Genomic DNA, 23,084 nt, shown 5'->3' with positions numbered 1-23,084 from the left:
ATTGTATAACGCGGGGGCTACGCTATACTAAACTTCCCCAAAAATGAGTCAAGTTTTACAGGTTTTCCCAGGTAGTGCCACGCTTTCCACAGTTTTCCACAGGGTGGGGATTTTGGGGTTTTCCACAGGTAAAAATTTTTCCGCTTTTTCTCTGCCAGCCGGCAGCGAAAACTTGGGGGCATGGTCAATACCTTCAAGACGGTGACGCTGCTGTGCGAACCGCACGAGAAAGCCTGGCGGGAGCAGCTCGAAATGCTCGCCACGCTCGCGGCTGCGGATTTGCGGGTCATGGCGCCGCGAGACTGGTCCGGAACGTGCGCCGGTCCGGTCTTTTGCTCTGCCCAAGCCGCCGCCGCCTTTCCGGGACGATTGGCGACGGGAACCTACCTGGTACGTCTGCAGGGAGAGACTAACGGCAGGGCGGAAATGGGACCGGCGCTGGTTTTGCCAGCTGATGAACGTGAAGTGTTGGGTCTCATGCTCCCACAGTCTGGCAGTGCTTTCACCGTCATGGTTCGCGGTTTGGTGCCGGGAGTACAGACGACGGTCATCGCCGGATTGCTCGCACATGCCCTCGCGGTAGTGGCACAGACCGAACCGAGAGACGAACGCCCTGGTGAACCCCGGCGCGACTGCGAACGTTCCCGAAACAGAGGACGCGAAGCCAGATTTGCAGGTGACCGCGACGGAACTAGCGGCAGCGGGGGGCTTAGTGCGTTACCTCCGGTTTGTTGGGTGGACTGCAGTGGCTCCTATCTGCCCTTGGACGCGTGGGTCGCGCCAGTCAGCGGGGCTGATTTGGATTGGCAGGCTTGGCAGACGACCGGGCAAATTCCGGGTTTTCGTGCCGCGGCGGGACTGCCCATATGGGAGAACGTGGCGTTGCTGGGCAGTTCGGGGTCCATAGTCCGTCCCCAGACTGTTGCCGGCGTACTGCGCGACTTGGCAGGGATTTTCCCGTGCCTGGTGCTGGATTTGGGTTCCGGAGCGGGGGTACCTGCGCTATCTGAGACAGGAACTTCGCGAGGAACCACACAGGCGGATGCCGTCGTGTGGGTCGCCGATTATTCCCGCGCGGCGCTGCTGGCGTGGGAAACGCTGTCCCCGGAGTTTCCTTGTCCCGCTCACCTCATCGTAGTTCCCGGCGGAGGCTTGCCCCCGCGTCAGGCCCGCCGGGCGCTGCGCGGAATTCATCCGGAAATCGATGTTTCGGACTGGTCCTATTCGGCGCGGATTTGGGACAGTTTCGGCTGTGACGGGCTCACTGCCCCGCTGCCCCGAAAAGTGACGCACTGCACGGAAACTCTCGCGGCAAGTCTGCTGCATTTGGAACTGAGGACACGACGATGAACATTGGGGAAATGCGACGCCTGGTCGCGACCGGTTTAGATCCGGCGCAAGCAATTTTACAGACGGCTCCCGCTGCCACCACCACCGGAGAGTTGGCACAGGGCGCCCGCGGGCTGCGTCAATCTTTAGAGGGGGTCGACGAGCCGCTCGGTTCCCTGCTGACCCGACCCGGAGTCACGGATTTGCTGGTCAACAGCCCTGAAGAAGCTTGGATAGATGCCGGAGCGGGTTTGGAAAAAGTGCCGGATTTTTCCATGGGGTCAGCCGTGGCGCTGCGCCGGGCAGCGGTGCGGATGGCTGCCGCGGCCGGGCAACGGCTCGACGACGCGACCCCGATTGTCGATGCGACCTTGCCTTCGGGAGTGCGTCTGCACGCCGTTTTGCCGCCACTGTCAGGGGATTCGGCAGTGATTTCGTTGCGGGTGCCCAGTCCGGTGGCGCTACCTTTAGAGACGGTGGTGGCATCTGGCATGGTTTCGTCATGGCTGGCTAAGGTGCTGCGCAGATTGGTGCAGGTGCGGGCGTCGGGATTAATTACCGGGGCTACCGGTACAGGGAAAACAACTCTGCTGGCGTGTTTGTTGGGGTTGGCAGCCCCGGATGAACGCCTCATTTGTATCGAGGAGGTTTCGGAGCTGCGCCCCGCGCATCCCCACGTGGTTCATTTGCAGGCACGGGGGGCTAACGTGCAGGGTGCTGGGGGAGTGTCTCTGTCCGATTTGGTAAAGGCTGCGATGCGGATGCGCCCGGATCGTTTGATTTTGGGTGAGGCTAGGGGTGCCGAAGTCCGGGAAATGCTCTCGGCGTTGAATACGGGTCATCGCGGCGGTTGGGCGACGGTTCACGCCAATTCGGCACTGGAGGTGCCGGCACGTTTGGAGGCTCTGGGGGCTTTAGCGGGCATGAACCGTGAGGCTTTGTGTGCCCAATCCCTGCCGGCTTTCGATGTCATTGTGCATCTGCGCCGGTTTCGTAATCAGGACGGTCGGGTGCGTCGCGCGGTGGTGCAGTTGGCACGGTTAGTCCGTGGTGCTGATGGGGCTTTGGCAGCAAAAGCGGTGTTGGATTTCGATCCCCAGACTGGGGCGGTACAACGGTTAGAGGGCTGGCGGGATTTTGCTGTCCAGTTTGAATTGCCCGAGCCGCCGCGAGACTCAACATCGACCGTTTCCGCTGCGGTAGGTTCCCCCGCCACCGTAACTGACACTCCCAGCCGCAGCACCGCCCTTGTGACCCCGAAACTGGGACATGCGGGCCCTGGGTCGCGTTCCGACTCGGAATTGTTGCATTCCTGCCCGGAACTGGCGGAAACCAGCCGAGTTGCCACCCTCACACCGCCACCAAAATGGCAAGTTCCCCAGTTGGAATGGAACCCCGTGGGGGAACGTAATCAGGTGCCGTCCGGGTCCGTCAACGTTTTGGCAGACATTCAGGGGGTGGGCTGATGGATTCGACACAGCTGGTCACCGTGGTGGTAGCGGTGGTGTTGCTCGCGGGGGCGGGACTGTTAGCGGGGATGGGGTCACGCAGCGGGCGTGAATCACAACCGCGCGACCTATCCTCTCGCGTCGAGGCAGGGGGTGTTCGCAGCGCGAAAAGTATGGAGAGAGTGCCACTTTGGCGTGCGGTGTTTTCCCGGCGGAGCAGGCGCCCGGCACCGCGGGGGCTGAGGGATTTAGACGTGGGGCTGTTGTGTGCGGAAATTGCCACTCGTTTGGAGGCGGGTGCCAGCATTGCAAACGCCTGGGACACCACCTTGCATCGTCTGGATGCACGTCTGGATTACGCGGCAATACAAGCATTTGTGGCTCATCCGCGGCCGGGACTGTGGGAACGGTTCAATCACTGGCGGGCGGGGCGAACGACGGAAACAAACCCGCTGGCGCGGGTACGTCATCCCGAAGCCGCCGCGCAAGCCTTGCGGGGTATGTTGATTGCCACCCAGGTAGCGACCCAGGTTGGAGCCCCCTTGGCAGAGATTTTGAACCGGGTTGCGGACGGGATTGCCGCCACGCTAGAGACCGCCGCGAAACGTCACACCGCCCAGGTCGGCCCTAAAGCTACCGCGCGCCTGCTGGGAGTGCTGCCTTTGGCGGCGCTGGGGATGGCGCAGTTTATCGGGGTGGATGTCATTGATATGGCTTTTCGAGGCGGTATTAATACCTGGGTTTTCGTCATTGGTTTGGGTCTGATGGTGGCAGGAAACCTGTGGTCCGCAGCGATGATTCGCCAGGCTACCGGCAGCTCCGTGACGGGTCTTGATCCGACTTTGGCGATGGACATTATTGCGGCCTGTCAGCAAAACGGAGTGTCTTTGACGTCCACTCTGGAAGCTGTGTCAGCGGCGAGTGAGGAGGCGGATTTGGCAGTGGTGGCGCGGATGCTGCTGTTGGGGGCGGATTGGGACGAGGCGTGGGCACAAGCGGATACCAAGTGGGTTGACTTAGCCAGCGTGTTGCAGCCGGCGTGGGAGGAGGGCGCCTCTCCGGTGCCGCTGCTGGTGCGCGGGGCTTCGCGGACTCGAACCGCGGAGATTCACCGGGCTGTCGACGCGGCGGAACGTTTAGGAGTGCGGCTGATGATTCCCCTGGGGGTGTGTTTGTTGCCGGCGTTTTTTGCACTGGGGATTGTGCCGGTGGTGGTGTCCACGATTGAGGACCTCATTTCATGAGGGAAATACAGACTTCCCTTTGTCAATGCACAAGGGGGGCGCCAGTTCGTCACCGTGACGGCTGGCGGTCACGCGGAAAGTCCGCGAGACAAATTGCAAAAAGGAGAAAGAAAATGAACAAGGTAAGCGCATTGCAAACGAAGGCACTGTCTTTTTGGGCTCGTCTGAAGGGCGAGGAGGACGGCATGGCGACCGCGGAATATGCCATCGGTACCCTGGCGGCGGCAGCTTTCGCGGGATTGTTGTTGATGATTATGAAAGGCGGCGAGTTGAAAGGCGCGCTGCAGTCCATCATCGAAGCGGCTTTGCAGGTCTGAACATGTTGATGAGTGTGGGGAAAGGTTGGCGTCAGCAGCTCAGCCGGCGCTTGGTGCGTCGCTGGCTGGCTCGGGGGCGGCGTCTCAGTTCGGAACACGGGATGGTTACTACCGAGCTGGCGTTAACCTTTCCCGCAGTCATCATGATTGTGGTGGCTTTGGCGTTGACCGGGGCAGCCGGTATGGCGGGAGTCCAGGTCAACGCTGCCGCACGAGCGGCTTGCCGGTCGGTGGCGATTGGGGAGGACAGCGCGGTGGCAGTGGCAGCCGGTAATCGGTTGCTGGGGGGTGCCGGGGGCGCGGCGGGTGCGGTGAGCGTCAGTACCACTGGCAAGGACGTGCAGTGTAGCGCCACCAAGAAGATGCCCGCGATGCTCGGATTGCTCGGTATGAGCGCCAAAGCGCAGGCGGTGATTCCTCGTGAAGATTCGTGGTGAAACAACCCGTCAGGGATATTTCCGGGAGGGGCTGCGTGAGGAGCGTGGCTCGGGAACCGTGATGGCCTTGGGGTTGATTCTGTTGGGGCTGGCTTTGACCTTGGGTTTAGCTCAGGTAGGGGTGGCAGCGGTAGGTTCGACCGCCGCTCACCAGGCTAGCGATTTGGCTGCCATTGCCGGGGCTACCGCGGTGTTGACCGGTGGGGACGGGTGTGTGACCGCCGGGGAATACGCCACCAAGAACGGCTCTCACCTGGAGTCTTGCTCGGTTTCCGGATGGATGGTGACCGTTCGGGTGGCGAAGCCGTTGAAAATCGGGCTGGTGGCGGAAACCCAGTCAACGTCCCGAGCCGGACCGGAATTCCTGGGCTAGGCGGTTGGGCGCGCGGTCCTGGCAGTGACTGCACTCCTGGCAAGGTCAACGATACTCGCGAGACTTGCAGATTACCGGTTCTGCCTGACATGCCAAAAGGCGTAATCCTGGCAGCTCCAGAAGTCCTCGCCGGGCGCGCGCTCAGCTCAGGCTTTGTCGGACCCGAGCGGCAGTGCCGTGCGCCCAGCCGGTCGTGACCACCACCGCGATGACGGCTACTGTGGCGCCCAGGAAGATGGTGATGTACCAAGCCGGGTGGGCAGCCTCGTGAATGGGCAGGCCGCGCGCCACTCCCAGGTTCATGAACGCGCCGAAACCCGCGATGCCCAGGGACATGCCGATTTGGCGGGCAGTGGACGTGGTAGCAGAAGCGACCCCGGCCTGGCGTTCCGGCATGGCTGCCAGTACTCGGTTCGTCACCGGCATGTTGGTAAATGCCAATACCACCCCAGCCAGAGTTGTCGCCACGAACAGCAACGCGACCGGACCGGTGCTGTTCAAGGGCAGCAGGCAGACGCCCAACAGCAGGGTGCCGATACCGGCTACCAGGAACGCGGCACGGTAGTGGCCCGTGGCAACGATACGTCCTGCCGCCACGGCAGCGATTGTGTTGGCAAGCGCTAGGGGCAGCATCATCAGCCCGGCGTGCATCGGGGTGAAACCCAGGTCTAGCTGCAGGTAGAGGGCAAACACGAACATGAAACCGCCGTGGGTAATAAAGACGAACTCCATGACGGCCAGGGACCCGACGAAAGGAACGGAACGGAAATAACGAAAATCTAGCATCGGCCAGGGTGTGTGAGTTTCTCGCCACACAAAGCCGAGGGAGGCTGCCAGGAATATCCCTGCCATAATCCACTCACGGAGACCAAAAATGCCTTCTCCGAAGCTGATGATGTCATAGGTCAGGGCACCCATGAGGATGGCGGTCAAAATTTGACCGGGAATGTCCAGGCGGCGCCCGGTTTCATCACGGGATTCGGGGACTTCGCGGATGATGCCCACCAGGGTCAATGCCAGCAGTGGGAGCGGCGCCCAAAACACGGCGCGCCAATCGACCCAGGTCACCAACGCTCCAGCCAGCACCGGCCCGGCAGCTAAACCGACTCCGAGCAGGGCATTCCAAAACCCGATGGCTTTCGCGCGTTCCACCGGGTCGCGAAACACCTCGTTGATGACCGCGAGGCTGATAACCGGCAGCATACAGGCTCCCAGCCCTTGCAAGCCGCGACCGACAATCAACACCAGCGGCATCCACGCTACGGCAGCCAACACGGTACCGACCGTGAAAGTCGCCATGCCCACAATCATGGTGCGGCGGCGTCCGAAACGGTCACCCAAAGCTCCGGTCACCATCAGCATGGCTGCCAAAGCGAGGGCATAAATGTTCAACGACCACTGCAGTTCCCCGGTGCTGGCGTGCAAATCTGCTCGAATCGCCGGTAGAGTCACGTTCATTGCGTTTAGATACAGCTGGGTACATACGACGGTCATAGAACACACCAACAGCACTCGTTGGCGCTGCGCCGGCGTCAAAGCGTCAGCATCATCCTCAGAAGCCACTTTTACCGTCCCTTCGCTGGCCTCCCTTAGTCTAGCGTTTTTACGCCCGGCACAAATCCGCGCGAAAGGTTTGGGTTGCCCGGTTTGCGCCGCAGTGTCCCCCGCCGAAAAAACCGGCGAAGTCACAGGTGGACGCGGTTTAGTCGCAGGGAGTTCAGCACCACCAGCACCGAGCTGGATGCCATGAAAGCCCCCGCCAGCCCCGGATTTAACATCCCCGCTGCCGCTAGGGGTATGGCCACAATGTTGTACCCAAAAGCCCAGGCGAGGTTCTGTTTGATGTTTCGCAGGGTAGCTCGAGACACGTTGATAGCCTGCGTGATTGCCTCCAGACTGGGGTTCACCAGGGTGATGTCCGCGGCACCGATAGCCGCATCGGTGCCGGTGGCCAGGGCAATCCCCAGGTCGGCGGCGGCTAGGGCGGCGGCATCGTTGACACCGTCCCCGACCATTGCCACGATTTTGCCAGCGTCCTGCAGCTCCCGAATTGTGGCAACCTTGCCTTCCGGGCTGACCCCTGCCACGACTGTTTCGATTCCAGCCTGGTTGGCAGCCCGGTGAGCCGGTTCGGGCTGGTCCCCGGTCAGCAGGACGGTTTCGATACCGGCAGCTTTCAGGCTGGCAACCGTGTGGGCAGCTTCGGGTTTGACCGGGTCACTGAAGGTAAACACGGCGAGGGCTCGCGCCTGCAGCAAGTCTCCCGCTACGGCGGCGACATTGTTTTCACTGAGCCGGTCCGGCTTGTCTGCAGTTCCCGCACTGTCCAGCAGACTGGCTCCGTACCCGGCCTTTTCGACCTGTGCAATCAAGGTTTCAGCCGGGACATCCGCGGTGAGGGTCACGGTGGCGATTTCTAAGGGGAGGTTCACGACAGCCGAAACTCCGTCCAGTTTGTTGAGCCGCTTTTCCACTCGCGCCACGCAAGACGCGCAGGTCATTCCCGTGACTTTCAAGGTCATTTCCCTACCGGCCCGCTCCGCCGCCAGCTGCCCGTTACCGGCCGGCTCGCTTGACAACACCGGACAGGCGTCCCCGGAAACTTGTGAAGACCAGTCCGCACCCGTAGCCAACACCGCGACGGTCCGCCCTTGTGACTGGGCGGATCCAATCGCCGCCCCCAAGTCCGGGGGAATGTCCGCACCCATCGCCGTGAGCCACTCCGGTTTCCCAATCGCATAGGCCACGCCGTCGACGAAACCTCCGGCGCCGCGTCCGATGAACGTGGCGAACCCGGTCAGGGCACCAGACCCGCCCCCGCCGTCTCTCGCTTTTGCCGCTGCGACCAGGGCTTTTCCAATCGGGTGGGGAGATCCTGTCTCTAGTGCAGCCGCCAACGCGAGAGCCTGAGTGTTCCCCAGCGACGCCATCCCCGCGGACCTCGGAGCGGACACCGTCACGTCCTCCAGGCTCATTTCCCCGGTGGTCAGCGTGCCGGTTTTATCCATGACCAGGGTGTTGATGCGCCGGGTTTCCTCCAGAATCTGGGGACCTTTCAGCAGGATACCCGCGCGAGACGCCCGGGTGGACCCGACCAACAAAGCCATCGGGGTCGCCAACCCCAACGCGCACGGACAGGCGATGACCAGTACTGATACCCCGGCGGTGAAAGCGGTAGGGAACGGGTGTCCGCGTCCCAGCCATAGCGCGAAAGTCAGGACAGCCAGGGCAATCACCACCGGGACGAACACTGTCGACACTCGGTCCGCTAGGCGAGAAACCGGGGATTTCTCAGCTTGAGCGCGGGTTACCAGCCGGGTGATTTGCGCCAGTTTCGTTTCCGCACCGACCTTGGTGGCCTCAACAACCAGCAGGCCTTGGACGTTGATGGTGGCGCCGGTCACACTATCGCCCACGGATTTTTCCACCGGGATGGGCTCGCCGGTCAGCATGGATTCGTCAACGGTGGAATGTCCTTCGAACACGATGCCGTCGGTGGCGATTTTTTCCCCGGCTGGTACCAAAAAGTAGTCCCCCGGCTGGAGCGCGGCGACGTCGATGGTTTCAGTTTCCCACGGGGTTGCCGGGTCACGAGGGTCGCCGGGACGGGTGACGCGCACGGCCTGTTTTGCCCCCAGGGACAGCAAAGCGCGCAGCGCAGAGGTCGCCGAGGACTTCGCCCGAGCCTCCAAATACCGTCCGGTCAGCAAAAATACGGTAATCATCACGGCGGTTTCAAAAAAGATTTCGCCCCCGGAGCCTGTTTCGTGCGCTGCCGCGAGCGGGTTCAGGCTCATGTTCATGGTCATACCGATACGGCCGGCGGGAGTAAGAATCAGCGCCCCCCAGGAGTACAGCGTTGCCACGCTCACCCCCAACGCGACCAGGGTGTCCATCGTGGTGGACCCCCCTCGTGCCGCTCGCAGAGCCCCCCGGTGAAACGGCGCGGCGGACCAGCCCACTACCGGCAGACTGCACACCCCCACGACCCACTGCCACGCCGGGAACTGCAGGACTTCCAGCATGGAAATCGCCATCACCGGTAGACAAAAAATCAGCGCCACTACCAGGCGACGTCCCAGGTCTTGCCGGCGCAGCCCGGCCGGGTCCAGCGCTGAATCCACCGCCGGGTCCGCGGAGGGACTAGCTGTCGTTTCGTTGTGTGTCATCAAATCACCGGGCCGACCTCGCACCGTCCTCACACCACCACTTGAGACAGCCGAAGGAACAAAAGCTAGCGGTTGATGGACACGACGCGGTAGTTGCCGGCGTCCTGCACGGTTTCGGTGAGGACCTGGTCGGAGGGCAGGCTTTCGCCGGTGACGGTAGCGACCCCGCGGCCCTCGTCACGCACCACCTCGACGCGTTCCACGCCCGCTAGGTCGCTGAGGTCGGCGGTGATGTGTTTGACGCACATGTCACAAGTCAGTCCGTCCAGGTTCATGGTGAGGGTTGCCATTGGGGGTTCCTTTCGTTGCTGTGTCGCGAGATTAGCCACTCGTAGGGTCACTGTCTATTCCAACCACCGGTTGCGCCGGATTATTCCCACCCGGCACGTGACCGGAATCGGTCCGGTGTAGCGTGGCGAACCGGTCTATTTGAGATAGTCGACCAGTTCGGCAGCCAAGCCGGTGTAGGTTGCGGGAGTCAGCGCCTGCAAACGTGCGGTTTGTTCCGGGGGAAGTCCCAAACCGGAAATAAACTCGCGCATCCGAGCCCCGTCAACCTTGTGCCCGCGGGTCAGCTCTTTCAAGCGCTCGTAAGGGTTATCCATACCGGGAATCCCGGCAATCCCAGCCACGCGCATAGTCTGTTGGACTGCCTCGCCCAGTACTTCCCAGTTGTCATCCAAATCGGCTGCCATCACGGCGGCATCAACCTTTAGCCCCGCCAGTCCGCGTCGCAGATTATCGATTGCCAGCAGGGAGTGACCAAACGCGGTGCCGATATTGCGCTGGGTGGTGGAATCGGTGAGGTCGCGCTGCATCCGGGTGGTGACCAGGGTCTGTTCCAGTACCTCGAACAGGCCGGAGGAAATCTCGAGGTTCGCTTCGGCGTTTTCGAACCGAATCGGGTTGATTTTATGCGGCATGGTTGAGGATCCGGTCGAACCTTGCGCTGCCAAATCTTGGGCAAAATACCGCAGGGAAATATAGGTCCAAATGTCGGTAGCGAGGTTGTGGGCGATGCGGTTAAAGTGCGTGACCGTCGCGTAAAGCTCCGCTTGATAGTCGTGGGACTCAATCTGGGTAGTCAACGGGTTCCAGGTCAGACCCAGACGATCCTCGACAAAACCGCGGGACAGCGCCGACCAATCCGCTCCGGGTACCGCCACCGTGTGCGCCGCAAAATCGCCGGTCGCGCCGTTGATTTTGCCCAAGTATTCCTGGGCTTCGACGCGTTTCAGCTGGCGATTCATACGCCAGGCAAACACGGCAAGTTCATGTCCCAAGGTGGTGGGGGTGGCGGGCTGCCCGTGGGTGTGGGCCAGCATCGGCACCTGAGCGTTTTCCTGGGCAAGGTCGGTGATTTGGGTTTGCAGGGCGCGAGCGGCGGGCAGCCACACCCGTCCCACTCCCTGCTTTAGCAAAATCGCGTAGGTCAGGTTGTTGATGTCCTCGGAAGTGCAGAAAATATGCACCATTTCTTTGAGCTTCGGCAGTGCCTGACCTTCCGCACCTCCCAACACCTCCGGAGCGACCTCAAGGGCGGACTTCAACAGGTATTCCACAGCTTTCACGTCATGCTTGGTTTTTGCTTCGGTTTCGCTCAGGGTGGTGATTTCATCCGCACCGAAAGTGCCCACCAGACCACGCAGATAGGATTTTTCTGCCATGCTCAACACCGGCGCACCGTCCAGTACTTCCTGGTCTGTGAGCCAAATGAGCCACTCAATCTCTACGAACAGGCGCGCCCGGTTCACCGCCGCTTCGGAAAACCAATCCACCAGCGGAGCCACGACCCCGCGGTATCTTCCATCCAGTGAACTGAGGGCAATCGCCGGGCTCAGCGCCCCCAAATCAACGTGTGCGGTAGGAAATTCAGTAACCATTTTTCTGCTTTCAATAGTTGTGAGAGGGGGGTTGGCGGTTAGGTTTAAGCCTGCGGTGGTTCGGCAGCAGCCGCGGCCTTCGCTGCCGCCGGAATCGCATCCAGAATCTGGTTCATGGCGGCATCATCACCGAAGTGGGCCGCGGACACAAACCAAGCTTCAAACACGGAGGGCGGCAACATGACACCTTGCCGGTGAAACTCCCAGAACATCGGGGCGAATCGCCAGGTTTCCTGGGCTTTCGCGCCGGCATAATCGGTGACGGGAGTCTCGGAAAAGAACACGGAGAACAGCGACCCAGCACGCCCAATGAAGTGGGGCACGCCCTCCCGGTTCAACGCCGCGTCCAGTGCGCCCGCAATCGTGTCTGCCACGGCATCGACCTTGCCATACACATTATTGTCGGCACCTCGTAAAGTGGCCAACCCGGCCGCGCAAGACAGCGGGTTGCCGCTCAAGGTTCCAGCCTGATAGACCGGACCGAGGGGCGCGAGCTGATTCATCAGTTCAGCCCGACCCCCAAGAGCCGCCAAGGGCATTCCTCCCCCAATGACCTTGCCGAAAGTCAGCAAATCCGGGGTCCAAAACTCACCAAAGGTCACGCCATTATTTTGGGCAGCGACCCCCACGGGGAATAACCCCGCCGGTCCGGACGTGGTACCTACCGGACTTTCCAGATATTCCCGCCCGGTGGACAGTCCCCACCAGCCCGACGGCGAAACCCTAAACCCGGTCAACACCTCGTCTTGAATCATCAATGCCCCGTGCTCGCGGCACAACCGGGAAATTTCAGGTAGGAATCCGGCTCGCGGTGCCACGACACCCATATTCGCGGCGGCACCTTCCACAATGACGGCAGCGATTTCGGAACCGCGCTGCGCAAACGCTTCTTGCACAGCTTTCACATTGTTGTAGGGCAACACCAAGGTCAGGGCAGAAATTCCTGCCGGCACGCCCGCGGAAGCAGGCAAGCCGCCGGTGGCGACTCCGGAACCGGCTTCGCTGAGCAGACAGTCAGAGTGTCCGTGATAGTTACCGGCGAACTTGATAATCAAATCCCGCCCGGTCACCCCGCGCGCCAAGCGGATAGCCGTCATGGTCGCCTCGGTCCCGGTCGAAACAAACCGGACCTTTTCTGCCAGCGGCACCCGTTTCCGGATAGCCTCTGCCAACAGGGTCTCCGACTCGGTGGGCGCCCCGAAACTGAGACCTGCCTCCGCCGCGGTCCGGACTGCGTCTACCACCCGTTCATCGGCGTGACCCAGCAGCATCGGACCCCACGAACAAATCAAATCAACAAACTCGTGACCTTCCGCATCCCACACGCGCGGACCCTTCGCGCGAGCCACGAAAGACGGCACCCCCCCGACCGAACCGTAAGCGCGCACGGGGGAATCAACCCCTCCGGGGATGACGGCTTGCGCCGCCGCAAACAAATCAGCATTCGTTGTCATTTCGCCCTCCTTTGGGTGATGAAAGGACCTTGTCACAAGTTCTTTCGAGTTACGTGTTCAGTTCACTAACCGTGGCGGGGGCTCGGGTTACGCCAAGCCTTGCGCCGCTTCAATCGCATAGTAAGTCAACACAATGTCCGCTCCGGCGCGAACGATTGAAGTCAAGGACTCGTCGATGACGCGAGAACGGTCAATCCAACCGTTAGCGGCCGCAGCTTCAATCATCGCGTATTCACCGGACACCTGGTAAGCAGCCACCGGCACCGGTGCCGCCGCAGCGACATCAGACAGCACGTCCAGGTAAAACGAGGCTGGCTTGACCATTACCATGTCGGCGCCTTCCTCAATGTCCAGCAGGGTTTCCCGCATTCCTTCGCGACGGTTGGCAGGGTCTTGCTGATAGGTGCGCCGGTCGCCTTTCAGGGCGCAACCGACCGCGTCCCGGAACGGTCCGAACAGGCCGGACGCATATTTGGCAGAGTAAGCCATAATCGCCACGTCACTGTACCCGGCTTGATCCAGAGCAGCACGAATCGCTGCAACCTGACCGTCCATCATGCCACTGGGTCCGACCGCGGCCGCTCCCGCCCGCGCTTGTGACACCGCCGTGGCGGCATAACAAGACACTGCCCAATCGTTGTCTACCGCGCCATCGGGTCGGAGTGGTCCGCAGTGTCCATGCGAGGTTGTCTCATCCAGACAGGTGTCCGCCATGACCACCAACTGATCCCCGACCTCTGCGGCGAGCGCAGCGATGCCCCGGTTTTGAATCCCGTCGGGGTCCCAAGCTGCCGAACCGATTTCGTCCTTGTCAGCGTCGGTGGGGACTCCGAACACAATCATGCCCCCGATGCCGGCATCCGCCGCTTCCCGACCCAGTTTCGCCAAAGATTCCGGCGTGTGCTGGTATTGACCAGGCATGGAAGGAATCTCTACCGGTTCAGTAATCCCGTCGCGCACAAAGACGGGCAATATCAGCTGTTCGGGGCTCCAGCGGGTTTCCGTCACCAGACGGCGCATCGCCACGGAGGTACGCAACCGGCGGGGACGCACGAAAGGGGTCAGACCGTGGGGCAGTTTCCGCGCGGGCACGACCTTTTCGTTCGCCCCGGCTTTCGTTTCAGCTTCACCAGTACCGGTGTGCCGTCCTCCGGTCGCGCTCGGAGTGGTCGGTCCTACGCCCAAGTTTGCGGCGTGCGGTAATCCTGTCATAGTTATCCCCTAATCTTGTGCGGCTTTCTTTTCTTGCTCTCTAACGGCGTCCTCATAAGCCCGAACGACCCCTTCGGTGTTCGTGGTTTCGCAGACTTCGGCGGCGGACCAGCCCAGTTCCCGCAGTACGGTTGCCGAAGATTTCCCAAAAGCGATGGGCTCGGGCCATTGTTTCACGCCGGCTTTCGTCAGCAGTTGGTGGGCAGCGTGCGCCACCGAACCGGCAGTAATCAGCACGTAGGTGTGCGCCCCCGGAGCCAAGGCGGTCTCCCATTCCAGTGGCAGATCGGGCAGGCACACGGATTCATAGAGTCGCAGTTTTTCTACGTTATATCCCTTGCGGTTCAGTCCTTGCCCCAAGGTCGGTGCCGCGCCGACCGCGCCGGGCAGCAGCACTGTTCCGGTTCCTGCCGGGAACACTTCGACCAAGGACTCGGCGCACGCCGGATCCGGTCCCACCAGGTCAACGTGACCGTCGAACTGGCGGATGGCTTCGGCAGTGGCACTACCTACGGCAGCAACCTGCACTTGGGCAAACAAATCTTCCAGGTCGTAGTGAGCGTCCAGGAATGTCGCCGTCGCCACGCTGGAGAGCACGACCCAGTCATATTCCCCGCTCTGCAGCCGTTGCATCGGATCAAACCAGTCCTCGCTGGGGGTGGGCACTTTCTCAGTTACAGGCGCACACACGACCGGCAGTCCGGCCTGTTCCAATCCCGTTGCCAACACGTCACCAGGGACTCTGGGCACCAACAGTTTAGGTTTCATCAAATGCTATTCTCCCCACAATTCCTTTTCATTGCATATCGTCTGATTTGCGTCTGTCTGAGTTGACGCGGATTTGGCGGCTTTGAGGTCTGCGATTGTTGCGGCTCCGGCCTCCAAGAGTTCTCCCGCCAAATCTACCCCGAGCTGCTCGGCAGCAGCCAGGGCAAAATCACGCTGCGCGGCTTCGGCTCCCAGCAACACGGTGGTTTCCCCATTGACTTCCAGGACTTCGCCCTGATTTCCGATGACTCGGGCAGTCAGTTCCAGGCGTCCCGAAGGTGCCTCGGTATGTTTGTCCCAAGTCACGACGCCTCGTACGCCCAAGGGTGCGGCGCAGCCCGCTTCGAGGTAGCGCAGCAGGGCGCGTTCCGCGCTGACTTCTAACCGGGTGGGTTCGTCATCCACAAACTTGAGGATTTGGGCGAAGTTTCGCCCCTCATCACTGTCCAACAGCTCGGAACGGGTTTCCAGGGCTAAGGCACCCTGTCCGCCGGCAGGAATCACCGTACCTTCCAGGGAATCCGTAATTGCGTCATCCATTCCCAAGCGACGCAGCCCGGCTCGCGCCAGCACCACCCCGTCCAGGTCTTCGGCAGCTTTCCCCGACGGCAGACCAGCCTGTTCAGCTACGGCAGCCAAACCTTTCACCCGCCCGACCCGCGTGGGGACGTTGCCGCGAATGTCTACCAATTCAATATCTGGACGTGCCACCGCAATCTGGCGAGCTCGGCGAGGCGAGCCGGTACCCAGACGCGAACCGGCGGGCAAATCTGCCAAGCTGAGACTGTCCCGCGCCACCAGCACGTCTCCCGGATCTTCACGAGTCGGGGTGGCAGCCACCACCAGACCGTCTACCGGCACGGTGGGCAGGTCTTTCAGAGAGTGGACCACCAGGTCGCAGTGACCCTCCAGCAGTGCCACCCGCAGGGCTGCGGCGAACACGCCAACGCCACCCAGGCTGGCTAGTGAAGCCCGATTGATGTCGCCCTCCGTGGTAAACGTCTGTACCTGAACGTGTAACCCGCGCTGCTCCAAGTCGGAGGCGACGGCGCGGGTTTGGGTCAAAGCCAGGGCGGAGGCACGGGTGCCAATCACGAGCGGACGCTCAGTGCTGCCAATCGTTTGCATAGGTTCTAGCTTAGGACAAAGCAGGGTTAAGTTGTAACCGAAGAGACAAACCAACCTCCCACTTTTCTAGCATTAAGGCTAGAATTTCTTGATGCCGATGCTGACTATCAAAAATCCCCAAGTGTATGAAAACGTTCGCGAGCTCGCGAATCGTTAAGGCATAACCATGACCGCCGTGGTCGACCGCCCCGCCCTTGTGAACCGTCCTATTGAAACTTCAATCCGCGTGCGACCACGGCGGTAATCCCGGTTCCAGCAAACAGCGCGCCTTCCAGATCCAAGCCCTCTACGCGTTCGGCGGCAGCGGCAATCTGGTTGAGCACCGCGCGTTCCTCGACGGTAGGGTGAGCCATAGCGTCGCCCCAAAAGATGCGGCGCGAATCCAGGACCTGATCCATGGTCAGTTCCACCCCCAGCATCCGCGACGCGTCTGCCAAAGCCCGCTCCACACTCACCTGATACACGAAGCCTTCCGGGTCGCCCTCCCGACCGTAGGAAATCCGCAGGATATGCGTGTGGGGAGCAGCTCCTGCCATCGTCTCGGGCCATTTCGCGGAATAGTTCGTAATGGCTTTGGCCTGCAGGACGTTCGGGTCCTCATCAGGTCCGCAGGGCGGGGGACCGACCAACATGCCTGACCCGCGCGGCGGATTGTCCAGCTGGGGCGCATTGACCGCCAGAGTCACATTCATCACGTGAGTGCCTTTATGCAGCTGAAATCCGGTGGTCAAATCGCCGATTTCTTCCAAAGCCGCCGCGTCAAACCGTACGGTGGCGTCCCGGTGTTCACGTTCGGCGTGATACTTCAGACGCAGCATCGAGGCCGCCGCCGAGTTCAGCACTTTCAACGCACTGTTGCCCGGCAGCGCCACCACGATTCGATCGGTCGCCAAACCGAAAGCGTTACCAATTTCTTCCGGGGGACCGCCCTGGAACTTGGTGTTGGAAATCGTGTGTTTGCACCACACGACCCAACGCGGGTTGTCCGCGCCGATACCGGTTTCAACGTGCATGACGCGCACGTGGTTATCGATGCGTCCCCCCGCCGCGATAATGCGTTTCACCAGCTCATCCACCAGTCTAAACATGCCGCCTGCGGGCATCATCACCACTACCGAGTTCGGTTTGCGGGTGGCAGCCACCGCCTTGGTCAACGACCCGGTGCGCGCCAGGGTGGCACGCAATCCTGGTGCCACTCGGTCGGGATCTAATCCGTAGGGGTGTGTTGAGTGAATGCCTCCCGCGAATGGGGTCACGAACGCATCCAGCACGTCTTTGCCCAGCCGGGCTTCGACCATTTCTCCAAAACTTTTCGCGTCTGCGCCGACTTCTGCGGGCAGCGTCAAATCCTGTCGAGCGCGTTCCAGGGCCTGTGGTCCGGCGATGTGAGTCAGCCCCTCCACGAACACCGGGTCGTCAAGGTCGGCGGGAATGCCCAGCGTGCCAAACGGAATCCGCACGGCATCATTGCGACCGTGATCCCATACCCAGGAGTCGCTGTGGGGGGCAACCGGGTGCAAGCCCAGTTCCTGACACAGCTCCGTGACTTCGGGGGTGCGGGTAGCGTAGGACTCGGCTCCGATGTCCACGGTGGCTCCCCCAAAGACTCCCGAGCAGACCAGACCGCCGGGGCGCCCGCGTTCCTCCAAGATGAGGGGGCGCAGCCCGCGTTTTGTCGCCGCGTATCCAGCAGCCAGCGCGCCGAGCCCGCCGCCGAGGATAATCATGTCGAAGCCTTCGTCAGTCATGGTGTTTTCCCTTCAAAAGCGTTATCTGGTGGGTTTGTTGGGAGTCTTTCAGTTTTCGGTCGAGGACGTTGCGGTAGGTCGCCACGTGTGAATCCGCGCAGTCAGTTCGGTCAGCACCCCAGGGTCAGTCTCGGGTCGCACCCCGTGTCCCAGGTTGAAAATGTGGGCAGGGGCAGCGAGTCCGGTCTGGAGGACTTTTTCGGCTTCGCGCCAGATTTGCTCCATGTGGTCAGTTGGTTTCGCGTCAGTTGGGGTGGAGTCTGTTTGTGCCGGCTGCTCCGCAGTGACCAGCAGGTCTGGGTCGAGGTTACCCTGCAGGACTTTTCCGGGCAGCCGCCGCGCGGCGGCGTCCAAGCCCAGGTCGGAGCCGATGGAAACGACCTCTGCGATTTCGCCCATTGCCTCGATGAGGTGGGCAGTGCCGACCCCAAAATGAATGTGGGTGGCTCCCGGCGCGCCTTGGAAAGCGAGTGACGAGTAGGGCAGCGCGAATTGGCGGTACTCTGATGCGGTCAGGGACCCCGCCCAGGAATCAAACAGTTGCACCGCTTCGGCACCACCGTTGATTTGGGCTTTCATGAACTGACCGGACAATTTGGCACACCAAGTCGCCAGTTTGTTCCAGGCGGCGGGTTCAGCTTCGACAAAAGCTCGGGTTTCCAGGCATTCTCTGCGTCGCGGACCGCCGGCTTCCAACAGGTATGACGCCAGGGTAAACGGCGCTCCAGCAAATCCCAACAGGACTTTTTCATAAGGCAGTTCCCGGCGGACGTGAGCGGCGGCTTGCTCGATTACCGACCAGTCCGTGACTTCCAGCTCGGTCAATTTTTCTACCTCGGCAACACTGGTCAGAGGCTGCCTCAATACCGGTCCGCGGTCGGGCACAATGTTAATGTCCGCGCCTGCCAGATACAGTGGCACCACGATATCGGAAAAGAACACGGCGGCATCAACGTGGTGGCGGCGCACTGGCTGGAGGGTAATCTCGGCAGCAATCTCCGGGATGGTGCAGCTTTCGAGCATGGTTTTGCCCTCGCGCAGGGCACGGTATTCCGGCAGGGATCGTCCGGCTTGGCGCATGAACCACACCGGGGTGGTCAGCGGTCTGATTCCGTTCAACGCGGCGCGAATGTTCGAACCAGAAAATAGCGGGTCAAGGCCCAGAGAAGATGCAGCCAAAATCCAATCCTAACTTAGGATGCCCTTAGTAACTGTTTTGCGGGGTTAATTCTATTTAAGGTATAAAAAGGTTGATGCCTTTTCAACTCTACACCGTCAATCACCTGACCCACAGTCTGTCTGAAGTGGCTCAGGCGGCGGCTCAAGCTGCAGAAAAGGAATCCGAATGGCTCGACACTCCAGGAGTGCATTCCCTAGTCCTGGTCTCGACCTGTAATCGCGTGGAAATTTATACTTCTGCCGATCCGGAAGTGCGTTTAGTCCCTGCCTCGGAACTGCCCTCCCAGACGCAACCGTTGCAAGTTCCGTCCCATAACCAGACACATGACGGTTCTCTCGCGTGGAATTTTATTGAAGGTCGAGCGGTTGCTGAACATCTGTATCGTGTTGCCGCGGGGTTGGACTCCATGGTGGTAGGAGAAGCCGAAGTCGCCGGTCAGGTGCGTCGTAGCTTTACGCGTGCTCAAGACTTGGGGGAAGTTCACGGGTTGATGGTGCGCATGTTTGAGGGGGCGCTCTCTACCGCGCGAAAGGTCGCCAGCAAGACAGAACTGACCGGGCTGGGGCGCTCGGTTGTTTCCGTGGGTCTGGATGTGGCAGAGGCGAGCGGTCGGCTCCCCAACTGGCGACAGGCACGAGTCTTACTGGTCGGCACCGGCGCTTATGCCGGGAGTACGGTCGCTCAGCTACGCGCCCGCGGAGTGCGCGACATCGCTAACATTTCGACTTCGGACCGGGTCATTGCCTTTGCCAAGAATCACGGCACCCGCGTGGTTCCGGCTGCTGATTTGGTACCGGCATTACAGCAGGCAGATTTGGTCGTGACTGCTCGCGGGATTGGTGCCCCCGTGTTGCGTCGTGAACAGGTCCGCGACAGCTTGGTTGCCCCAGACAGCACCTTAACCATTCTTGACCTGGCATTGCATCGCGACGTGGAAGAAAGCGTGCGGGACCTACCAGGTGTCATGTTGTGGAATTTGGAAGATATTCGCCACCGGGTTCCGGCTTTGGCAGTGTCCCAAGTGCGACGAGCGCATGAAATTATTGAAGAAGGTTTGAGCGAGTACGACGCGGCAGTGGCGGCACGTCACATGGATCCGGCTATTGTGCAGCTGCGCGCGATTTTCGAGCAGGCTGCTGCCGCCGAGATAGATCGACTTCCCGCTGGTGACATGATTTCTCGCGAAGCTGCCGAAGCGGCGATTCACCACGTCATTGCGAAACTGGCGCATACGCCTACCGTTTCTGCCCACATGGCTGCCGAAGCGGGCTTGGGAGCCGAGTGGGTGGGTGCCTTAGCTACCGTGTGGGGACTGACACCCGCGGTGCTTGAAGCTGCCCTGAATGCCGAAGTTAGGTAAATCGCATGAGTAATCTGGCGCCTTATGATGCGTTGCTCTTGGTCAGCTATGGAGGTCCGAACGGTCCCGAGGACGTTTTGCCGTTCTTACGCAATGCCACCGGTGGGGCAGGAATTCCAGATTCTCGCCTGGAACAGGTCGGTGGTCACTACCGTCTGTTTGGTGGCGTATCTCCCATTAACGCCCGCAATGCAGCACTGCTGTCCAGCCTGCATCAGCGCCTTGGTGATGAACTCATTTACGCGATAGGTAACCGCAACTGGCACCCGTATTTCAGCGAAAGTCTCATTGACTTGGTTGACCGTGGGGCGCGCCGAATTCTGACTTTATTTACCACCGCTTACACCTGCTATTCAGGATGCCGTCAATATCGGGAAAACCTGGCTCAGGCTCTCGCCGACCTGCGTACTGCCCGCCCCGAGATTGCCGACCAAGTCACCCTTGACCGGGTACGCCCTTTTGCAAACACCCCCGGATTCATCAGCGCTAACGCCCGTGCTATCGCCGCAGCGGCTCGCGACTTAAACCTTACTCCGGCTTCTACACAATCCCCTGAAGCACCATCAGAGCCGGTTCACTTGGTTTACGTAACACATTCGATTCCGCTCGACATGGCACGACATTCCGGACCCTGTCACGGCGCCCACGGCGCGACCGTCGATTCTTCGACCACCCAGAAACCCGCGCTGTTTGACGACCGTCTTGACACTCCCGTCAGCCGACCCAGCGTCCCCATGCGCCAGCGCCAGACAGACTTTTCCCCCGCAGCCCTCAATGCTTTGCCCTCGGTAACCCGTGAGCAAGACGCCCTCGGGCAGGGCTGGACCTACCTGGCACAACACCTCGCGGTAGCCCAAGCCGTGCACCGGCACCTGTCCGCACAAGGGCTGGACCTGCCGTGGTCGCTGGCGTTTTGTTCCCGTTCCGGCTCCCCGCACCAGGCTTGGTTGGAACCCGATATTAATGACCACCTGCGTGATTTGGCAGCCTCCGGAGTGCGTCGCGTCATCGTCGCGCCTTTCGGTTTCATCTCAGATCACATGGAAGTCGTATTTGACCTTGACACCGAGGCTGCGGCGACCGCCCAGGAACTTGGTCTGGATTATCGTCGGGCTGCCACCGCAGATTCTGACCCAGAGTTCCTCGATGAACTGGCTAACCTGGTTTACGAACGGGCAGCTTTTGCCCGCGGTGAACACCCCTCACAATCCGTGGAACCCGATACCTACCCGCCGCTGGCAGAAACTTGCGGACCAAATTGTTGCCAATATCCGCGCCCTGCCCACCCTCATCTTCATCACCCCAATCACTAAACCACTAGCAAAGGAGACATTATGGGACATCCCGAGTCTGTTCAAACTGCTCCGGAAATCACCGGCGACCCCCGCGACTACGCGGTAGATTATCGCGAAGTCAATGCCAGAGATAACTATTCTCTGCACATGGTGTTCCGTCGGACCCGACCCCTGCCGACCGACCCGCAGCGCCTCGAACGCATTATCCGCCGTTTGGAAGAAGCCGTGCAGGGCGTCGTGGTGCGCGGCTGGTATGACGTGTCCGGATTCCGTCCGGACGCCGACCTGATGATTTGGGCGCTCGCCGATAACGCGGAAGCTCTCCAAGATGCCTTCCGCAAAGTTGGAGCCATCGGAACCTGCCACGGCAGACCCGCCCTGTTTGAGCCGGTATGGTCGGCGATGAGTCGCCACGTGCCCGCTGAGTTCAATGAATCGCACCTGCCGGCTTGTTGGGGTGGCTTTGCCCCGCGCAAGTACGCTACGGTTTACCCCTTCGTCCGCTCTTGGGACTGGTACTACCTGCCCAAAGCACGCCGCAATGCCATCCTCAAGGAACACGGTATGAACGGTCGCGACTACAACGATGTGGCAGTCTCGACCCTGGCGGCTTTCGCTTTGGGAGATTGGGAATGGACCATCACCTTGGAGGCTGACCGCCTGGATCGCGTCATGGGCGTGCTGCGTCAGCAGCGCGAGGTGGAAGCCCGCCTGTTCGTGCGTGTCGATACCCCGTTCTTTACCGGGGTGCGCGTCGAGCCTCGCGAGTGGGTGGATTTGCAGCCCAAGCGTGACGACGCGGGCAGCCAGGGTCACCAGCCCGAAGAAACGTCCTGCGGCTGCGGACACAATTAACCCGCACCTTTTAATCACCTTTCGTCGAACCCCTGCGGGCTTGTCTCAAAAGTCCGCAGGGGTTTCGTTTCAGTTCAAGTAACGTTACGCCGGTTTAAAGCGCGGTGTAACTCGCGCTCCTCGGGCAGCTTGGCAGACAGCAAGGCGTGGAATTCCGGGCCGTGATTGGCGTGAAAATAATGCGTGAATTCGTGAGCTACCACATAGTCGAGGTATTTCGGGTCTTTCGCGCTGAGTTCCAAATTAAACGTCAAGGCTCGCGTGTGTGGATTGCACGATCCCCAGCGAGACTTCATCCGCCGAATTCGCACCTCGCCGGGGGCAATATCAAAAGCTGCCGACCATTTTGCCAAGAGTGGGGCGAGACGCATCTCCAAGGAAGACTTGCGCAATTTGTCCACGGCGCGCTGACGTTTTTCCAAGGGGGCTCCCACCGGCAGGCGCAGCACAATCGCCCCGTCTCGGACTTCCGCTACCGCACAAGCGCGGGGGTGGGGGTCCTCCACGACCTTGAGGGGGACGTCTTGACCCCACCAGGCGACAGTTTCACCATCGACCAGCTGTGGTTGTGCTGCTTGCCGGCGTGTAAATCTCTGTTGCTGCCAGGAAATCCAAGCGACCTGTTCGTCTACAAATTCCCGTGCCATTGCCAGCGACGCCCGCCAGGGAATCGAAAGGTGAAACTCGCCGTGCGCATCAATACGCAGTCGCAGGTTGCGCACATTTTTGCGGGTAAAGTACACCGGGATGCCGTCAACTCGATACACGCCCTCCGCGCGGACTCGGCGGGATACCCTCTTGCTTCCGGACTGAACAGACATCGCCTTATGCTACCTGACCAGCTCACATTCTGGGTTTAAATCGCTACGAAAATGTCTCCGCGC

General features: G+C 60.8%; 20 protein-coding genes. 9 read left to right on the top strand and 11 right to left on the bottom strand.

The features are described from left to right. Positions 1–180 precede the first annotated feature (180 nt). The 6 genes from HMPREF0573_RS03675 (at position 181) to HMPREF0573_RS03650 (ending at position 5,148) form a co-directional block, all read left to right on the top strand. Positions 181–1,350 carry a hypothetical protein gene (locus HMPREF0573_RS03675; protein WP_013188929.1) on the top strand — a complete coding sequence of 390 codons (1,170 nt, stop codon included), beginning with the start codon at positions 181–183 and terminating at the stop codon, positions 1,348–1,350. After that, positions 1,347–2,795 (top strand): TadA family conjugal transfer-associated ATPase, encoded by a 1,449-nt coding sequence (locus tag HMPREF0573_RS03670; protein ID WP_013188928.1) that lies wholly within the window; start codon positions 1,347–1,349, stop codon positions 2,793–2,795. The genes HMPREF0573_RS03675 and HMPREF0573_RS03670 overlap by 4 nt, the downstream gene beginning before the upstream one ends. Further along, positions 2,795–4,021 (top strand): type II secretion system F family protein, encoded by a 1,227-nt coding sequence (locus HMPREF0573_RS03665; RefSeq protein WP_004007750.1) that lies wholly within the window; start codon positions 2,795–2,797, stop codon positions 4,019–4,021. Before HMPREF0573_RS03670 ends, HMPREF0573_RS03665 begins: the two co-directional genes overlap by 1 nt. A gap of 113 nt (positions 4,022–4,134) precedes the next feature. Further along, the gene (locus tag HMPREF0573_RS03660) at positions 4,135–4,338 is read left to right on the top strand and encodes a DUF4244 domain-containing protein (RefSeq protein ID WP_004007751.1); all 204 of its coding nucleotides are present in this window, start codon (positions 4,135–4,137) and stop codon (positions 4,336–4,338) included. Positions 4,339–4,346: 8 nt separating this feature from the next. Then, the gene (locus HMPREF0573_RS03655) at positions 4,347–4,775 is read left to right on the top strand and encodes a TadE family protein (RefSeq protein WP_236589728.1); all 429 of its coding nucleotides are present in this window, start codon (positions 4,347–4,349) and stop codon (positions 4,773–4,775) included. Further along, entirely contained in the window at positions 4,759–5,148 is a 390-nt protein-coding gene (locus tag HMPREF0573_RS03650) for an Rv3654c family TadE-like protein (protein WP_013188926.1), read from the top strand. Before HMPREF0573_RS03655 ends, HMPREF0573_RS03650 begins: the two co-directional genes overlap by 17 nt. 141 nt (positions 5,149–5,289) lie before the next feature. Here the strand turns inward: HMPREF0573_RS03650 and HMPREF0573_RS03645 are convergent, their stop codons facing one another. The 10 genes from HMPREF0573_RS03645 to HMPREF0573_RS03600 form a co-directional block, all read right to left on the bottom strand. Then, positions 5,290–6,711 (bottom strand): MFS transporter, encoded by a 1,422-nt coding sequence (locus HMPREF0573_RS03645; protein ID WP_041798133.1) that lies wholly within the window; start codon positions 6,709–6,711, stop codon positions 5,290–5,292. Positions 6,712–6,833: 122 nt separating this feature from the next. Further along, positions 6,834–9,317: a heavy metal translocating P-type ATPase gene (locus tag HMPREF0573_RS03640; protein ID WP_013188924.1), complete on the bottom strand. Its 2,484-nt coding sequence runs from the start codon at positions 9,315–9,317 to the stop codon at positions 6,834–6,836. A gap of 65 nt (positions 9,318–9,382) precedes the next feature. Further along, complete coding sequence (locus tag HMPREF0573_RS03635; protein ID WP_236585797.1) at positions 9,383–9,658, bottom strand: heavy-metal-associated domain-containing protein; 276 nt, start codon at positions 9,656–9,658, stop codon at positions 9,383–9,385. Between the two features lie 84 nt (positions 9,659–9,742). Further along, on the bottom strand, positions 9,743–11,200 hold the full coding sequence (gene purB / locus HMPREF0573_RS03630) for an adenylosuccinate lyase (protein WP_013188923.1): 1,458 nt from the start codon (positions 11,198–11,200) through the stop codon (positions 9,743–9,745). Between the two features lie 44 nt (positions 11,201–11,244). Further along, positions 11,245–12,654: a glutamate-1-semialdehyde 2,1-aminomutase gene (gene hemL, locus HMPREF0573_RS03625; protein WP_013188922.1), complete on the bottom strand. Its 1,410-nt coding sequence runs from the start codon at positions 12,652–12,654 to the stop codon at positions 11,245–11,247. An 87-nt stretch (positions 12,655–12,741) separates the two neighbouring features. Next, positions 12,742–13,866, bottom strand: a complete 1,125-nt coding sequence (hemB, locus tag HMPREF0573_RS03620) for a porphobilinogen synthase (protein WP_004007759.1) — start codon at positions 13,864–13,866, stop codon at positions 12,742–12,744. A 9-nt stretch (positions 13,867–13,875) separates the two neighbouring features. After that, complete coding sequence (locus HMPREF0573_RS03615) at positions 13,876–14,634, bottom strand: uroporphyrinogen-III synthase (protein ID WP_004007760.1); 759 nt, start codon at positions 14,632–14,634, stop codon at positions 13,876–13,878. 6 nt (positions 14,635–14,640) lie between these two features. After that, on the bottom strand, positions 14,641–15,762 hold the full coding sequence (gene hemC, locus HMPREF0573_RS03610) for a hydroxymethylbilane synthase (protein ID WP_004007761.1): 1,122 nt from the start codon (positions 15,760–15,762) through the stop codon (positions 14,641–14,643). A 206-nt stretch (positions 15,763–15,968) separates the two neighbouring features. After that, entirely contained in the window at positions 15,969–17,510 is a 1,542-nt protein-coding gene (locus tag HMPREF0573_RS03605) for a protoporphyrinogen/coproporphyrinogen oxidase (protein WP_013188921.1), read from the bottom strand. Positions 17,511–17,558: 48 nt separating this feature from the next. Continuing rightward, positions 17,559–18,689 (bottom strand): uroporphyrinogen decarboxylase family protein, encoded by a 1,131-nt coding sequence (locus tag HMPREF0573_RS03600; protein WP_004007764.1) that lies wholly within the window; start codon positions 18,687–18,689, stop codon positions 17,559–17,561. 74 nt (positions 18,690–18,763) lie between these two features. Here HMPREF0573_RS03600 and HMPREF0573_RS03595 point away from each other — a divergent pair, with 74 nt between their 5' ends. From HMPREF0573_RS03595 to hemQ, 3 genes are read left to right on the top strand one after another with little or no spacing between them, the layout of a single operon-like run. Next, complete coding sequence (locus HMPREF0573_RS03595) at positions 18,764–20,050, top strand: glutamyl-tRNA reductase (RefSeq protein ID WP_004007765.1); 1,287 nt, start codon at positions 18,764–18,766, stop codon at positions 20,048–20,050. A gap of 5 nt (positions 20,051–20,055) precedes the next feature. Further along, positions 20,056–21,363 (top strand): ferrochelatase, encoded by a 1,308-nt coding sequence (locus HMPREF0573_RS03590; protein WP_013188919.1) that lies wholly within the window; start codon positions 20,056–20,058, stop codon positions 21,361–21,363. A 21-nt stretch (positions 21,364–21,384) separates the two neighbouring features. Then, entirely contained in the window at positions 21,385–22,200 is an 816-nt protein-coding gene (hemQ, locus tag HMPREF0573_RS03585) for a hydrogen peroxide-dependent heme synthase (protein ID WP_004007767.1), read from the top strand. A gap of 74 nt (positions 22,201–22,274) precedes the next feature. On the opposite strand, the gene HMPREF0573_RS03580 is transcribed toward hemQ, so the two are convergent. Then, complete coding sequence (locus HMPREF0573_RS03580) at positions 22,275–23,021, bottom strand: M48 family metallopeptidase (RefSeq protein ID WP_013188918.1); 747 nt, start codon at positions 23,019–23,021, stop codon at positions 22,275–22,277. Between the last annotated feature and the right edge of the window lie 63 nt (positions 23,022–23,084).

Origin of the sequence: Mobiluncus curtisii ATCC 43063 (assembly GCF_000196535.1) — a bacterium.
Lineage (GTDB): Bacteria > Actinomycetota > Actinomycetes > Actinomycetales > Actinomycetaceae > Mobiluncus > Mobiluncus curtisii.
Note: the sequence above shows the minus strand (reverse complement) of the source record. Positions and strands in the feature narration are given on the sequence as shown.

Bases quoted from the DNA above. Each gene is read 5' to 3' on its own strand.
- HMPREF0573_RS03580 (WP_013188918.1), bottom strand. From the start codon at position 23,021: ATGTCTGTTCAGTCCGGAAGCAAGAGGGTATCCCGCCGAGTCCGCGCG.
- HMPREF0573_RS03590 (WP_013188919.1), top strand. From the start codon at position 20,056: ATGAGTAATCTGGCGCCTTATGATGCGTTGCTCTTGGTCAGCTATGGA.
- hemL (WP_013188922.1), bottom strand. From the start codon at position 12,654: ATGACAACGAATGCTGATTTGTTTGCGGCGGCGCAAGCCGTCATCCCC.
- hemQ (WP_004007767.1), top strand. From the start codon at position 21,385: ATGGGACATCCCGAGTCTGTTCAAACTGCTCCGGAAATCACCGGCGAC.
- HMPREF0573_RS03615 (WP_004007760.1), bottom strand. From the start codon at position 14,634: ATGAAACCTAAACTGTTGGTGCCCAGAGTCCCTGGTGACGTGTTGGCA.
- hemC (WP_004007761.1), bottom strand. From the start codon at position 15,762: ATGCAAACGATTGGCAGCACTGAGCGTCCGCTCGTGATTGGCACCCGT.
- HMPREF0573_RS03660 (WP_004007751.1), top strand. From the start codon at position 4,135: ATGAACAAGGTAAGCGCATTGCAAACGAAGGCACTGTCTTTTTGGGCT.
- HMPREF0573_RS03665 (WP_004007750.1), top strand. From the start codon at position 2,795: ATGGATTCGACACAGCTGGTCACCGTGGTGGTAGCGGTGGTGTTGCTC.
- hemB (WP_004007759.1), bottom strand. From the start codon at position 13,866: ATGACAGGATTACCGCACGCCGCAAACTTGGGCGTAGGACCGACCACT.
- purB (WP_013188923.1), bottom strand. From the start codon at position 11,200: ATGGTTACTGAATTTCCTACCGCACACGTTGATTTGGGGGCGCTGAGC.
- HMPREF0573_RS03655 (WP_236589728.1), top strand. From the start codon at position 4,347: ATGAGTGTGGGGAAAGGTTGGCGTCAGCAGCTCAGCCGGCGCTTGGTG.
- HMPREF0573_RS03605 (WP_013188921.1), bottom strand. From the start codon at position 17,510: ATGACTGACGAAGGCTTCGACATGATTATCCTCGGCGGCGGGCTCGGC.
- HMPREF0573_RS03675 (WP_013188929.1), top strand. From the start codon at position 181: ATGGTCAATACCTTCAAGACGGTGACGCTGCTGTGCGAACCGCACGAG.
- HMPREF0573_RS03595 (WP_004007765.1), top strand. From the start codon at position 18,764: ATGCCTTTTCAACTCTACACCGTCAATCACCTGACCCACAGTCTGTCT.
- HMPREF0573_RS03670 (WP_013188928.1), top strand. From the start codon at position 1,347: ATGAACATTGGGGAAATGCGACGCCTGGTCGCGACCGGTTTAGATCCG.
- HMPREF0573_RS03640 (WP_013188924.1), bottom strand. From the start codon at position 9,317: ATGACACACAACGAAACGACAGCTAGTCCCTCCGCGGACCCGGCGGTG.